Source organism: Mucilaginibacter sp., from assembly GCF_025362475.1.
Lineage (GTDB): Bacteria > Bacteroidota > Bacteroidia > Sphingobacteriales > Sphingobacteriaceae > Mucilaginibacter.
This window is the reverse complement of the sequence record NZ_JANYGH010000005.1, coordinates 200651-215702: the sequence shown is the minus strand read 5'-3', so window position 1 is coordinate 215702 and position 15052 is coordinate 200651. Positions and strand designations below refer to the sequence as shown.

General features: G+C 40.4%; 14 protein-coding genes and 1 other RNA gene. 9 read left to right on the top strand and 6 right to left on the bottom strand.

Features of this window, described 5'->3' with window-relative positions; all coding sequences use genetic code 11:
• The first annotated feature begins 117 nt into the window (after positions 1-117).
• From aroC to Q0R88_RS02775, 3 genes are all read left to right on the top strand, one after another.
• Entirely contained in the window at positions 118-1212 is a 1095-nt protein-coding gene (aroC, locus tag Q0R88_RS02785) for a chorismate synthase (RefSeq protein WP_295711926.1), read from the top strand.
• 91 nt (positions 1213-1303) lie between these two features.
• On the top strand, positions 1304-2542 hold the full coding sequence (locus Q0R88_RS02780) for an MFS transporter (protein ID WP_295711924.1): 1239 nt from the start codon (positions 1304-1306) through the stop codon (positions 2540-2542).
• A gap of 1 nt (position 2543) precedes the next feature.
• Positions 2544-3170 (top strand): HAD family hydrolase, encoded by a 627-nt coding sequence (locus tag Q0R88_RS02775; RefSeq protein ID WP_295711922.1) that lies wholly within the window; start codon positions 2544-2546, stop codon positions 3168-3170.
• A 5-nt stretch (positions 3171-3175) separates the two neighbouring features.
• On the opposite strand, the gene Q0R88_RS02770 is transcribed toward Q0R88_RS02775, so the two are convergent.
• Together Q0R88_RS02770 and Q0R88_RS02765 are read right to left on the bottom strand one after the other, a co-directional pair.
• Positions 3176-3682 (bottom strand): DinB family protein, encoded by a 507-nt coding sequence (locus tag Q0R88_RS02770; protein ID WP_295711920.1) that lies wholly within the window; start codon positions 3680-3682, stop codon positions 3176-3178.
• Positions 3682-4620 (bottom strand): glycosyl hydrolase, encoded by a 939-nt coding sequence (locus Q0R88_RS02765; RefSeq protein ID WP_295711918.1) that lies wholly within the window; start codon positions 4618-4620, stop codon positions 3682-3684. The genes Q0R88_RS02770 and Q0R88_RS02765 overlap by 1 nt, the downstream gene beginning before the upstream one ends.
• Positions 4621-4926: 306 nt before the next feature.
• Between Q0R88_RS02765 and Q0R88_RS02760 the strand changes: the two genes are divergently transcribed.
• Positions 4927-6366, top strand: coding sequence for a L,D-transpeptidase family protein (locus Q0R88_RS02760; RefSeq protein ID WP_295711917.1), 1440 nt, complete (start codon positions 4927-4929; stop codon positions 6364-6366).
• Positions 6367-6415: 49 nt separating this feature from the next.
• Here Q0R88_RS02760 and Q0R88_RS02755 read toward each other — a convergent pair whose 3' ends face one another.
• The 4 genes from Q0R88_RS02755 to Q0R88_RS02740 form a co-directional block, all read right to left on the bottom strand.
• Positions 6416-7201: a murein L,D-transpeptidase catalytic domain family protein gene (locus Q0R88_RS02755; protein ID WP_295711915.1), complete on the bottom strand. Its 786-nt coding sequence runs from the start codon at positions 7199-7201 to the stop codon at positions 6416-6418.
• A gap of 219 nt (positions 7202-7420) precedes the next feature.
• Entirely contained in the window at positions 7421-7549 is a 129-nt protein-coding gene (locus Q0R88_RS02750) for a hypothetical protein (protein ID WP_295711913.1), read from the bottom strand.
• Positions 7550-7624: 75 nt separating this feature from the next.
• Positions 7625-8002 carry a nitroreductase family protein gene (locus Q0R88_RS02745; protein ID WP_295711911.1) on the bottom strand — a complete coding sequence of 126 codons (378 nt, stop codon included), beginning with the start codon at positions 8000-8002 and terminating at the stop codon, positions 7625-7627.
• A 362-nt stretch (positions 8003-8364) separates the two neighbouring features.
• Complete coding sequence (locus Q0R88_RS02740) at positions 8365-10797, bottom strand: alpha-ketoacid dehydrogenase subunit alpha/beta (protein WP_295711909.1); 2433 nt, start codon at positions 10795-10797, stop codon at positions 8365-8367.
• Positions 10798-10933: 136 nt separating this feature from the next.
• Between Q0R88_RS02740 and Q0R88_RS02735 the strand changes: the two genes are divergently transcribed.
• The 5 genes from Q0R88_RS02735 (at position 10934) to Q0R88_RS02715 (ending at position 15043) form a co-directional block, all read left to right on the top strand.
• Positions 10934-11332 (top strand): DUF1573 domain-containing protein, encoded by a 399-nt coding sequence (locus tag Q0R88_RS02735; protein WP_295711907.1) that lies wholly within the window; start codon positions 10934-10936, stop codon positions 11330-11332.
• 136 nt (positions 11333-11468) lie between these two features.
• Positions 11469-12695, top strand: a complete 1227-nt coding sequence (locus tag Q0R88_RS02730; RefSeq protein ID WP_295711904.1) for a pyridoxal phosphate-dependent aminotransferase — start codon at positions 11469-11471, stop codon at positions 12693-12695.
• 579 nt (positions 12696-13274) lie between these two features.
• Positions 13275-13642: a transfer-messenger RNA gene (ssrA, locus tag Q0R88_RS02725) on the top strand.
• Between the two features lie 734 nt (positions 13643-14376).
• Positions 14377-14793 carry a catalase gene (locus Q0R88_RS02720; protein WP_366086642.1) on the top strand — a complete coding sequence of 139 codons (417 nt, stop codon included), beginning with the start codon at positions 14377-14379 and terminating at the stop codon, positions 14791-14793.
• Positions 14794-14869: 76 nt separating this feature from the next.
• Positions 14870-15043, top strand: coding sequence for a hypothetical protein (locus tag Q0R88_RS02715; protein ID WP_295711903.1), 174 nt, complete (start codon positions 14870-14872; stop codon positions 15041-15043).
• Positions 15044-15052: the final 9 nt, after the last annotated feature.

Sequence of the window (15052 nt, the reverse complement as noted above, 5' to 3'; positions counted from 1 at the left end):
AGGTACGAAGCAATCTCTACACAGGCAGGTCGGACTTGTAGAGTACCTCTGTATAGCAAAGAGATTGCTTCGTTCCTCGCAATGACGTATTAATTATAACATCTCATATCTAATAAAATGGCAGGTAATTCATTCGGGCAAATATTCAGAATAACCACTTTTGGCGAATCGCATGGCGAAGCTATTGGGGTAATAATTGACGGCTGCCCGGCACAGTTGGTAGTTGATCTTGATTATATACAAGGCGAGCTGGATAAACGCAAACCCGGTCAATCAAAAATCACTACGCAACGTAAAGAAAGCGATACGGTAAAAATCTTATCCGGCGTATTTGAGGGTAAAACTACAGGTACCCCTATTGCCATGCTGATCCCGAATGAAGACCAGCGATCAAAGGATTACACCCATAATGTGGATGTGTTCCGCCCGTCGCATGCAGATTACACCTATCAAACCAAATATGGTATTCGTGATCACCGTGGCGGAGGTCGTTCCTCAGCACGCGAAACTGCGGCACGGGTTGCTGCCGGTGCATTGGCAAAACTATTGCTTAAAAGCCAGGGCATAGAGATTGCCGCACATGTAAGCAGCGTTGGTAAGATAAATGCACCCAATGTAGAAATAAACTCCATCCAGGAATTTATTGATGAACGTGAAAAGAATATCGTTCGCTGCGCCGATCCTGCCACTGCCGAAGAAATGATTGAATTTATTGATAGCGTACGCAAAGATGGTGATACAGTTGGCGGTAAAGTAAGCTGTTACATCAAAAACTGTCCCGTTGGCTTAGGCGACCCGGTATTTGATAAGCTGCATGCCGATTTAGGTAAAGCCATGTTGAGTATTAACGCTGTACACGGTTTTGAATTTGGATCGGGCTTTGCAGGTAGCGAAATGCGCGGATCTGAGCATAATGACATCTTTGTTAAATCGCATTTAGGCACGGTGAGTACCATTACCAATTTCTCTGGTGGTATCCAGGGTGGTATCAGCAATGGTATGCCAATAGAGTTTAAAGTTGCATTTAAACCGGTTGCTACTATTATGAAAAACCAGGCCACCATTGATAGCGAAGGCAATGCTGCCGAAATATCGGGCAAGGGCCGTCATGATCCTTGTGTAGTGCCTCGTGCAGTTCCTATTGTTGAGGCTATGGCTGCTTTGGTGTTAGCCGATCATTGGCTAAGAAATAGAAACTCGATTTTAGGCTAAAAATCCTGAATCTAAATTTATTACAAGCCCGAAGCAAAAAAGCTTTGGGCTTTTTGCTTTTGGTTTTAAGCTTATATTTATCTTTGATTAAATGCTTACCCTTCTCATCCAATCATACAAACAAGCCTATAGCGGACTCTCTAAAAACAGCTGGTACCTTAGCCTGGTGATGTTTATTAACCGGAGCGGAACAATGGTTGTACCCTTTATGAGCATTTACACCATTCAGCAACTACATTTTACCATTGTACAATCGGGATGGATCATGGCTATTTTCGGTGTCGGCGCTATATCGGGGGCATTTATAGGTGGTCGGCTATCAGATAAAATTGGTTTTTATGATATCCAGGTTGGTGCTTTGCTGCTTGGCGGTGTCATGTTTATTATTTTAGATTTTCAGCATACATTTATAAGTGTGGGTATAGGCACTTTTATATTGAGCATTTGTAATGAATCCTTCAGACCGGCAAACTCCGCCGCAATAGCGCACTATAGCAGCGAACAAAATACAACCCGCTCCTATTCTTTAAACCGGTTGGCTGCCAACCTTGGCTGGGCATTTGGCGGTGGCCTGGGCGGCTTATTAGCTTCATACAGCTATCATTCACTTTTTTGGGTTGATGGCTGTACAAATATTTTTGCAGGATTATTATTATTAACGTTAATGCCCCGTTCAAAGATCAGGAAATCGGTAGAAGCTATTAAAGAAGTCATCGTAGCAAAATCTGCCTACTCTGATCATATTTACCTGGTATTCATCGCCCTGGGAACATTATTCTCCATCTGTTTCTTCCAGTTTTTTATAATGCAGCCTGTATTTTATAAAATTCAATGGCATTTTAGCGTCAGGTTTATAGGTTTTTTGCTGGCGTTAAACGGGATAATCATTGTACTTATTGAGATGATACTGGTGCATAAATTAGATGGCAAAAGAGACCCGCTCACCTACATCAGGATTGGTGTTTTGGTTTCGGGATTAAGCTTTGTGTTATTAAATTTACTACCTCATACGGCTTTTGTGGCTATATTCATTGTATCGCTGATGACCCTTGGCGAAATAATCAGCATGCCTTTTATGAACACGTTTTGGCTCAGCCGCACCACCAACAGTAATCGTGGCGAGTATGCGGCGCTCTACAGCATGTCATGGTCTGCGGCGCAGATCATTGCGCCGGCAGCAGGTAGCCAGATCATCGCTTACGGCGGTTTTGATACATTGTGGTGGATATTGGGAGCCGTGTGCCTGTTTGTATCCACCGGATATTATTTTTTGAAAAAATTCAATATAAAAAACAAAGCAGAGGCCATCATAACCGATCAATCTATTTAAAATGAAAAAAGCTATCATATTAGACCTCGATAATACCATATACCCGGTGAGTTCAATTGCCGATAATCTATTTAATAAAGTTTTTGGATTTGTGGATAGCCTTGCCGAAGAAATAGGTTTGGAAGAGGTAGAAAAGGTAAAGGAAGAAATGAAAAGAAGGCCGTATCACCAGGTTGCCGAAAAATTCAATTTTAGCGACGCGGCAAAGAACAAGGGTCTTGAAATGCTTAAAAATCTTGAATACTCCCTGCCTATGCAGCCCTATGATGAGTATAAATACATCAGTGAAATTAAAATAGATAAGTTTTTAGTAACTACAGGCTTTACCAAATTGCAGTGGAGCAAAATAAAACAATTAGGTATCGAGGAAGATTTTAAAGCAATTTACATTGTTGATCCCGAAGTATCCGCCAACACTAAAAAAGATATTTTCACCATGATAATGAATGTCAACAATTACCTGCCCGAAGAATTGTTGATTATCGGCGACGATCCTGAATCAGAAATAAAAGCGGCAATTTCTTTAGGTATTGATACCTTTTTATTCGATCCAGAAAGCAGGCATCAAAACGCGCCGGCAACGCACTCATCAAAAAACCTGAAAGATGCGGTAGTAATATTCTCTTAACTGGCTTAAGCTGTAAGCACTTTAACGGTAACTAATAACTGCCCCAGGTGCCGCATAGTATGCTCTGCCGCATGCGTATAAAGGCCGATAACGGTTGACGGAATTTGCGAACGCCCCACTCCTCTTATCTCCGTTAATATAGATTCGTCTGTTTCGGATAATTGCTTTAACGCTTTATCAACCTGCAAGTTAAATTGTTCAACAAGCAGGTTTACGCTTATATTATCGGCAGGTTTTCCTTCAGCCGATAAATACTCCAGCTGCTTTTGGGTAAGCCCTTCCCCTTTTGCGTAAGTAAAAAGTCGGTCTAATACTCCCGATAAATGTTGCAAATGAAATCCAGGCGACGCCATACCTGCAACTTTATCCCACAACAAAGCTTCGGGGAATTTATTCATCAATTCATTCAGCTCCTCCCTGGCCTGCAGGAGTGCATGCGCTACCGGTTGCACCAGGGAGGGCATATTGCTCAAAGGGCCACGGAGCCAAACTTCTGGTAATTTATCTGCCATTATTTTTTCAGGAGCATTGTTTTAACTTCATCATGATTTAGGGTTTGTGGTAGTCCATAAATCTCTTTTACCCTATCATGCGTATTATCTGTCCATAACCAACTTGTCCACACCATAAACCAGGCCCATTCGGGTTGCGCCGCAAGAACTTCCGGTTTAGGTAATTCACCTGTTTCGCCAAGTACTATTAATTTGCCATTAGCAAGCTTAAGCAATTCATTGTAATCTTTCTGCTCATAATCAAAATGGTACACATCTGATCCCAAAATATCTACGTAGTTGGCGCCAGGATAATACAACTTATAATCATTGGCCTCATCTTTAGGAATATCACGTAAACCGTTTGCGCCCCAAACCCATACCAGGTTATTTAAATGGTGATAATTGGTATACCGGTCATACATCATTTTCCAAAGCTTTATGATGCCATTCTCGCCTTTTTTATCGCCCCACCAAAACCAAACTCCATTCATTTCATGATATGGGCGCCATAAAACAGGCACATGCGCATCCCGCAATTGTTTAAGATAACCTGCTTCCTTATCAATATCTGCAAGCCATTTTTTATTTAAAGGCGTATTTGGGGTTGTCAATTCTGTCCACTGGGCATCTGTCAGTTTCCCCTGAATACTTTGCTTCCAATCATAAGGAGGATTGTCTATTGGCCGCCCCTCATGCCACATAATGGTAACCAAGTAACCATCGGCCCATTTCTTTATAGCCTCATCAACCAGTTTCTGGCCAAGGTCTTTATCTCCCCATAACATGAAATCAGATCCCCACAAAGCCGGGTATTGTCCGGAAATAGCCTTTGCACTGTCCGAAAATATATTCAGATCACTATTGTAGTTCTGCTGGCCCGATAGGATGTGCTTTCCTTTGATATCATATAGAAAAGATAATAACTTAACTGCCTCAGGGGATGCATTCTTATTCACTGGTTTAAAGCTTTGAGAAAAAGCGCAAACTGGCAGCAAACAGATTAAAGTGAACAATAAACAATTTTTCATTTTGTAGTGACTGGGTGTGATTGATTCAATATTGCTGATAATTTGTCTGATTTCAAATTTAATTAAAAACTTACACGCTTTGTGGTACGGCTATTGCTATTGATGACACGTATTTAACTGAATTACATTTTTATGCCTTCTGTCACGACAAATAAAGCCCCTCTCTCCCTAATATTACTTTCCTTATTTGTGTTAGCGCTTACTTTTCAAAGCTGTAAAAAAAAGCACTCTGAAATGGCCGACGAGCTTTTCAAAATAACGAAAAACAAAGTTTTTAAAGATGTTGACCCCGAAGCTTATGCCGAAGTATTTAAAAAGGAATTGGCTGCCGAAAAATCGAAGTTGGTTAATGAACCAGTTATAGAAGCATATTATAAGGCTAATGATTATCAACCTACGTTTGTATTAAACCATTTAAGCAATGGCGATCTGGATGCGATACCCCAGTATTATAATAAAGCTAACGAACACGGATTAGATTCAAGCTTATTTAGCCCTAATGAACTTAAAGCTTTGATAGCTAAATTTCATGATGATAAGAAGATAAAAACAATTGATGAAGCATATCATGACCTTGCAAAGCTGGAATTACTTACCGCAAGCACACTAACCAAATACGCCAACGCAATTCAGTTTGGGGTAATCAATCCTAAAAAAATATATTCAAGATACTTTGTGGCAACCAAACGGCCTGATAGTACATCCACGAAGGCAGTGTTTACAGCTAACAGCATCCAAGCCTATCTTGACAGTATCCAGCCTAAAAACCCACAATATATTGCCTTACAGAAAGCATTTGTTAGTGGCGAAGCATTACCCGGGCTATCAAAAGAAGAAACACAACGTTATTTAATGGTTAACCTGGAACGTTTACGCTGGAGGAATAAACCTTATGAACCTAAATATGTATACGTTAACATACCCGACTATCGCCTTGATGTATTTGAAGATGGTAAATCGGTATTAAACATGAAAGTTTGTGTTGGCCAGGGACGTAACATGAACAAGGAAGAATCACTGATCCGGTTTGGAGATACAGCCAAAATTGATAAACCTTTTCCGCGCGAAACGCCGCAACTTAACAGTTTGATACATAGTGTTGATGTAAACCCTGTTTGGAATATCCCGCAAAGCATAGCCACCAAAGAGATCATTGTTGAAGCAGCCAAAGACAGGTATTACCTATCAAACAAAAATATTGATGTATATAAAGATGGCAATTTGGTGGAAGATCCGGAAGATATTGACTGGTCGACCATAACAAAAGACAACCTGGAATATGATTTTAAACAACGCCCGGGTGATGATAATTCATTGGGTAAAATCAAATTCCTGTTCAAGAATAAGAGCAGTGTTTACCTTCATGATACGCCTGCGAAAGCTGCCTTCAGGCAAAGTATGCGTGCCGTGAGCCATGGTTGTGTGCGATTGGGAGATCCGCAGGCATTGGCTAAAAATCTTTTTGGAGAGGGCGAAAACCTGGATACCATAATAAAGGACATGAGCGAGGATAACCCCGAACCCACAAGTATCTCTCTGCCCAAAAAGACCCCTATTTATATAACTTACGTTACTTGTTGGGCAGATGAAAATGGCACTTTGCAATATCGCCCGGATGTATATGGATTGGATATTGTACTTTACGCTCATCTTCAAAAAATCATGGGCAAATAAAAATGCCCGGCTGATTAAAGCCAGGCATTAAATTTAAAAGGATAAGTATTTAAAGTTTCGTTATATCAAATGATGTTGTATCGGCCGCAACCTGGTTTAAGGGTGCGGTTTCGTCAAGATATTTTGAGGTATACCCATTATCATTGCCATTGATAAAAAACACGGATTTGCCCTGGATTGTATTGATCACAAAATCAGCAACATCGGGAGATACGGCCGGGCAACCAAAACTACGACCTAAACGTCCCATTTGGTTAATTGCGTCCTGCCCAACATAATCTGCAGCATGAACAACAATACCACGTTTACGGGCGCTAATGTTAAACCCTGTATCCAATCCATCCAAACGTAAAGAACGGCCGTGTTTCCCCATATAAATATCATCAGCCAAGTAAAACCCCAGGCTGCTTTGATGCGAATCGTTAAGATCAGAAAACTGATTGGCCATTTCCATTCCGCTTCCCTGGCCGTGAGCAACCCAGGTATTAAGAAGCAATTGTTTGCTAAATAGATTAATGATCCACATGCGCTTTTCGCGGCTCGATTTGGTAAAATCAACAACCGTAAGCACTGCATTATTTTGCGAGAGTTTATGGGCAAGTTTTAAGTTAGTGTAACCCGTAACCGCTTTTTCAAACACATCAAACGTTAATCCTGATTCCTGTAAGTTAGCTGCAATATATAGGCTATTAACGTACTGGTTAAATAATTCTTTTGCAGAAAGGCTTGAATTTATCCCTCCTTTTATTTTGGTCGAAGCCGGAGATCTCCAACCAATAATGGTTGCTGAGAAAAATAAGACCGCTAACGTTATACACCAAAAATACTTCCTCATACTTGTTTTTGAGTTAAATTTTAATCAAATAGTAAAATCAGTAACAGGCTTAGGATTTAGGAATTGAACAGCATTAGGAACCGAACAATTACAAATGTATAATTTTCTATTTAAAAAAAAGTCATTTTAATATTCTTTTTTACTAAAATGAAATTTAATTATTAATGAAGAAATTAAGAGTCACTTATACGACGCTAAAATAAAAAGGTTTTAATTCCTTTATTTTACCCATTTTATTTTGCTTTCGAGGGGAATGTTTCTTTTTCCTTCCGGATGATGATCTGCATAACCAAGGTATAGTACACCAATTACCTGATCCTCATCCCGTAATTGTAAGAAACGCTTCATGGCAGGTTTTAGTATTAAGCCTCCCGTACTCCAGAATGAAGCCATACTTAATGCCGTAGCGCCGAGTAGTATGTTTTAAACAGCGCTGGAAACCGCCGCAACTTCCTCAAACGGGGGGATTTTTGGCAAATCGCCACGCTGCATAATGGCAATAATAGCATGCGAAACTTTATCCCCCTGGTGCAACATATTATTAAAAACAGTTTCGTTAAAATCTTCCTGGCTTACACTTTGTTTGTATAGTTCGGCATGTTGATGGCAAAACTCTGCTGGGTTTTCATATACAACAAAGCGCCAGGGTTCGGTAAAGCCATGAGTTGGCGCCCAATCTGCAAGCTCAAGTAAGGCTGCAATATGACCATTAGGCGCTTTATGCCCATTCATCATGTTGGGCTTAATGCTGCGGCGGGTTTGTATGATATTAGATATTGTTGCGAAATCTGTAGAATGCATGGTAAATGAGAATCAAGAGTTAAAAATGAAGAATAAAGAGTTAAGAGTCAAGAATTAAGACTGTAAAAAGGATTGTTTGTCTAAGTTAATTTGGAATGAGTAAGAGGCTGTCTAAAAATGATTTATTAAATGTTTTTAGACTTCTAATGAAGCACACACCCACGCGTCATTGCTGTAACATAGCAATCCCCGCCTTACAGAGTAGCTTTGCAAATTGGATCTGCAGAGTTCGGGATTGCTTCGTACCTCGCAATGACGCCCTGTTTTATATTTTTAGACAGTCACTAAAAATTAAGAGTCAAAAACCTATAAATTGCTGGCGCGCTTCTCTTGATTCCTGACTCTTAACTCTTGATTCTTCTTTAAAATATCGGTGGAAATTTAGCTGGATTTGCTTCGCTCATAATGGCATAAACAGCTTCAACAATATCATCAAACGATGGTTTGCTAAAGTAATCACCATCAGAGCCATACGGTGGGCGGTGTTCTTTAGCGGTTAACGTGCGTGGTTGCGAATCCAATGAATAATATCCTTTTTGACCTTCCACTATTTGCTGGATGATATACGCAGAAGCAGCTCCGGGTACATCTTCATCAACCACAAGCAGCTTGTTGGTTTTCTTCAATGAGGTTCCGCAAACAAATCCTTTATCAAAAGGATACAGTGTTTGAGGATCGATAACTTCGACGTGAATGCCCATTTTTTCCAGTTCCTCGGCAGCCTCTAATACAATGCGTAAGGTTGAACCGTATGATACAACAGTAACATCGGTGCCTTCCTTCATTACTTCGGCTACACCTAAAGGCACGGTAAACTCACCAACATTGGCAGGTAACTTTTCTTTTAACCTATAACCATTAAGGCTTTCGATAACCAGCGCGGGTTCATCGCCACGCAGCAGGGTATTGTACATACCGGCTGCCTGGGTCATGTTACGCGGTACACAAATATGAAAACCACGCATCGAACTTAATATCATACCCAATGGTGACCCTGAATGCCAGATCCCTTCCAGCCTGTGTCCGCGTGTACGTATGATGAGCGGCGCTTTTTGCCCACCGAAAGTACGGTAACTTAGACTACCAATATCATCACAGATAACTGTTATGCCGTAAATAAGATAATCAAGGTATTGTATTTCGGCAATTGGCCTTAAGCCGCGCATAGCCAAGCCCATTCCCTGCCCTATGATCGTAGTTTCCCTGATACCGGTATCGGTAATACGCAGATCGCCGTATTTACTTTGTAATCCCGAGAATCCCTGGTTAACATCACCAATGGCGCCCACATCTTCGCCAAAGGCAACAATAGTTTTATCGCGCTCAAAGTTGGCATCAAAACAGGCATTTAACACCTCTCTCCCATCTATCAATTTTGCATCCTCGCTATAAGTAACAGGTACTACCGGAACATACAGGGGTGATTGTGGAGTATCAGAAAACAACCTGGTATTATAGCGGGTTTTGTTTTTGGCATTTTCGGCATTTAACCAATCAATCAATATTTGTCGTTCTGCAGAATTTTCATGTACGGTAGCTCTTAGCGTTTTACGTATAGCTGATACTATATCTTTACGCCCGGCATCGTAGCATTTGCGTAATGTATCTACAATTTCGTCAATCGTATTTTTAACTGAAACGCTTTCGGCAAACTGTTCTAAAAGGTTCGCGGCTTCTTCCAGTTCGGTACTAATAATAACGTTCAGTTCACTTGCCACTTCCCGCTGGCAATCACGCACATATTTCTTTGCTTCGGCTTCCAGTTCATCTAATTCCTGCGGTGTTGAAATAGCCGATGTTATCATCCATTGACGCATTTTTAGCAGGCAATCGTTCTCATCTTCCCAATTTAAACGATCTTTAGTTTTGTACCTTTCATGCGAACCGGAACTGGAGTGGCCCTGCGGCTGTGTCATTTCGATAACGTGTATCAATACCGGCACGTGCTCTTCCCGGCATAATTTTATTGCCCGTGCATAAGTTTCGCAAAGGGCAATGTAATCCCAGCCTTTTACTTTAAATATTTCAAAACCATTTGAGCCATTTTCTCTTTGAAACCCTTTTAATATTTCTGAGATATCTTCTTTAGTGGTTTGTAGCTTGGCCGGAACAGAAATGGCATAAGCATCATCCCAAATAGAAATAGCCATGGGTACCTGCAATACACCTGCGGCATTAAAAGCTTCAAAAAAAACGCCTTCGGATGTTGCACCATTACCTATGGTGCCAAAAGCTACCTCATTACCATCAACAGAAAATTGTTTAAGGTATTCCAGTTCTTTATTCTGTCGATATAATTTTGAAGCATAGGCCAAACCCAGCAAACGCGGCATATGGCCGCCCGTTGTTGATATATCCGACGAGCAATTCATGGTTTCGGCCTGGTTTATCCAGCTACCATCTGCATTCACAAAACGGGTTGCGTAATGGCAGTTCATTTGCCTTCCGGCAGATGAAGGATCCTTCTCCACATCGGGATGAGCATAAAGCTGAGCAAAAAACTCTTTCAGGTTGCTCATACCTGTAGCAAACATAAACGTTTGATCACGATAATATCCTGCGCGCCAATCGCCGGCACGAAATGCTTTGGCCATAGCCAATTGAGCAACTTCCTTACCGTCACCAAAAATACCAAACTTAGCCTTACCCGTTAAAACCTCTTTCCTACCTATTAAACTGGCTTGCCTGCTTTGGTAGCCAATACGGTAATCATCAATCACAATTTGTTTAAAATCATCAAAACTGAGCTCAGCTGAATCAAATTTACTGGTTGCACGTATTACAGTTTCGGGCATATAAAATTTTGTTTAGACGGTAAAATTATAAAATTCTATTCTGTAATTGGTATAGTAACAATTAAAACATGAAGTAATGCTAATAGTTTTGTTATTACATTAAACCTTTTATATTTGTGATAATCAAATATAGCATATGAAAAAGATATTAATGATTTGCGCAGTGGTATTAGGTTTTGCCTTTACCGCATCGGCACAAGATAACCAAAAGGCCGAGTTTAAATTTAACGAGGAAAAACACGACTTTGGTAAAATACCACAAGGCACCCCCGTTACCACTGTTTTTGAATTTACCAATATTGGTAAAGAGCCACTTATACTTACCGAAGTAAGGCCAACCTGTGGTTGTACCATTGCCGATTATACCAAAACCCCTGTAAAAAGTGGTGATAAAGGCACCATAAAAATTACATATAATGCTGCTGTTGCCGCGCCATTTAACAAAACAATAGTAGTTAAATCAAACGCTGTTACGCCCGAGAAATATTTAAATATAATTGGCGAAGTTGTTGCTAAACCAGCATCAAGCAAGTAATTACTGCTTCAATTAAGCTCAAATATCACTGATAAATACGGAGTGATTAAAATATTAAGGAAGACCCAATTTGGGTCTTTTTTTGTTTATGGGTGGTAATAAATTGAGCTGTCCTATCTTTTTACTAATTTTGCACATGCCAAAAATATCTCAAAAAGGGCAACGCATGCCCGCATCCCCTATACGTAAATTAACACCTTATGCCGATAAGGCTAAGCTGGACGGCAAAAAAGTGTACCATTTAAACATTGGCCAGCCTGATATTGAAACGCCCGAAGGCATGCTGAATGCCATTAAAAATATTGATTTTAAGGTTTGGGCCTACACTCCGTCTGAGGGTACCTTAAGCTACAGAAAAAAGCTTACAGAATACTATAACAAACTGGGCTATAACATTACGCCAGATAATATTATTGTTACCACTGGCGGATCTGAAGCTATTACCATTGCGATGATGGCTTGTTTGGATTCTGGTGATGAAGTGATCATTCCTGAACCTTTTTATGCCAATTACAACGGCTTTGCCAGCCAAAGCGACATTGTGGTAAAACCCATCCTATCATACATTGATAACGGATTTGCCCTGCCTCCCATCAGCGAGTTTGAAAAACTGATCACCAATAAAACCAAGGCGATCATTATTTGTAACCCTAATAACCCTACAGGTTATCTTTATTCGCAGGAAGAGCTGGATGCCTTAAAGGTGCTGGCTTTAAAGTATGATTTGTACCTCTTCTCTGATGAAGCCTACCGCGAGTTTTGCTATGATGGACGTACATTTATTTCGCCAATGCACCTGGACGGACTGGAAGAGAACGTGGTGGTAATGGATACTGTGAGTAAACGGTACAGCGCCTGCGGCGCACGCTTAGGCTGCCTGATTACCAAGAATAAAGAACTGCATAGCGCAGCATTAAAATTTGCGCAGGCAAGACTAAGCGCAGGCATGGTTGAACAAATTGCCGGCGAAGCTGCAGTTGATACTCCTGATGAATATTTTGAAACCGTAAATAAAGAATACACCAGCAGGCGGGATACTTTGGTTACAGCATTAAATAAAATAGACGGCGTTTTTTGCCCTAACCCCGGGGGTGCATTTTACGTGGTGGCCCAGTTACCTATTGACAATGCCGACAAGTTTTGCCAATGGATGTTGGAAACCTTTAGCTATAACAATCAAACCGTGATGATGGCACCCGCAACCGGCTTTTACAGCACACCCGGTGCAGGCATTAACGAGGTACGCATGGCTTATGTAATTAATAATGATGATCTTAAAAGCGCCATGATTTGTTTGGAAGAAGCGCTAAAAGTGTATCCCGGCCGCACAGTTGGCAGCGAACACCTGTTGGCTGGCAAATAGTTTCTTAGCTCGCCTTCATCAATTACCCCAACCAAATCCAGCTTTTAGCTCGGTTTAGTTGGGGTTTATTATTCCCTTAACTTTTAGTTTGTACCTTGATAAAGCGGTAATCATGTTCAAAAAACACTCCGCACATCATTGTCTATTATTAGCGCTTTTTTGATCAATTCAGTTAATTTTACACCTCGCGATTGCCCATATCTGGACATAATTAAGCGAATATTTACAGATTCTGATGGGCTTAATCCTCCACCCATATCTCATCAATCTTTTGGCTTTTAATTAAACACAAGTGTTCGGTTTTTTAAAAGCAGGTGTTCGGGGTGTGTTCGGACCTAATTCTTTAAAACCACAACACATTAATTATCAATAAATTACTAATTTACCCCCTTTTTCAAAAACACTCAATTTGCTGACTATCAGTATTTTATTTTAATTGAATTTTACATTATGTGTATTCCCTCAAAAAACCGAACACCTTTGATTATTGCAAATTGTAAACTAACTAAGCCAACTTTTTACTTATATTTGTACCCTTAACTGCAAACTGCCCACCGGCAAATGCGAACTCAAAAAAATGGGGTCGACCGGAATTGACAGGATGGAGATAAGTAGGTAAGCATGCAGCGCGTTGGGTGAATTAGCGCTTAAATCTGAACGCTCAAACTTACAAATGGCGAAAATAACTACGCCTTAGCTGCTTAATTTAGAATTAAATAGCTTTTGTCCCGCCGGTTCTGCGTTTCATTGGATCGGCAACCGGGGCATCGAAAAATGAAACTGGCCTGCTTAAGGTGTGCATAGCGGGCGAGATAAAGCACCTAAGGAAAACGGTACAGGTACGCGACTGACCTTCCATTTCCCTACAATTAAACAGAAGCTAAGCATGTAGAAAGCTTACCTTATACCATGTTTGGACGAGGGTTCGAATCCCTCCGGCTCCACTAGAAGGGATAATCATTTGATTATCCCTTTTTTTTCATATATTAATAAGCCTTTTTCTCATTATCAATTCATTACGTGCGAATACATCCATCATTGTGGTTGTTCGATAGACGCCATTTTTATAGTATAAATGCTGTCGAACCCCTGATTCTGATTTAAAGTGGCGGTGCCAAAAAGCATTGAATCTTATCAATCAAGCGTTAAACGCTTGATTGCATTTCGAAGGATACATGAAAAACCTTTTCTCATAATCCAGCAGGCCCGTTGATGGCCTTCTATTTACTTTTTGAGCGTATTTTTCTGTGTACTGAAGCGGATCAGTCTTTTGAATCGTTGGGATATGATGGCTTGGTTTACAAATGCGACCAAGCTTCCTGTAGTCGCGTTTGTTCAATTGGAGAAACGCTCAAATGTTTTTTCTGTACCATTTTTAAGGGTTTTGTTTTCAAGCAAAGGAGCGGAAGCAATAAATATTTGAAAACTATTTAACCTAACAAAAAAAAACAAAAACACTATCAGCTGCTTCTTAGGAGATAAAGTTTATTCAATAAACAATGGTGCTGACAAACACTTGCTGGATAAAGGTGGGCTATCGGTGCTTGACCTGGCTACCCAACAAGGTAACTTAGATGCAATTAACTTGTTAATTTAAAAGCGCATTAGTTAAATTATTCCTCTATAATGAAACAAAGGGGATTTCCAAAGGTTATTTGTATTCTGACCAATTAGAACAAAAATGGCAAAAACACCGGCTCCTCTCGAAAATTCAAACAGAAAACTCGAAGACTTGAACAGTGACAAAGAGACCAGTAACGGCGAGTTCATGACTACCGACCAAGGACTAAAGATTAACGACGATAATAATTCTTTAAAAGCCGGGAAACGCGGCGCAACCTTACTGGAAGATTTTATTCTTAGAGAAAAAATCACCCACTTTTACCACGAACGTATTCCGGAAAGGATTGTACACATTCGTGGTTCAGGAGCATATGGTGTATTCCAGGTTTATGAATCGATGGCCAAATATACTAAAGCAGGATTTTTACAGAACCCTCCGGGCGTCATCGTGGGCAAAACACCTAAAGATTCCCTACAGGCTATTGCCCAGCACCGTTTTTGGGAAAGGCAAAAGAAGGATAAAGTGCCTGCTTAGTGTTTATAGTTACCTACTAAAGTAACCAGTTCGTCTTTTGATAATCTGATTACATTACCTTTAAAAAATAATTAAAATGAAAAAAACTTACCCATCATTCTTATTGCTGTTATTACTAACCTGTCTCAATAGCTGCACAATAATTGGCGGCATATTCAAAGCAGGCGCCGTTGTTGGCGTGATCGCCGTAGTTGTTGTAATTGCTATCATTATCTGGATCATCTCCATGTTTCGGGGTAAAAACCAATAATCCCCTATC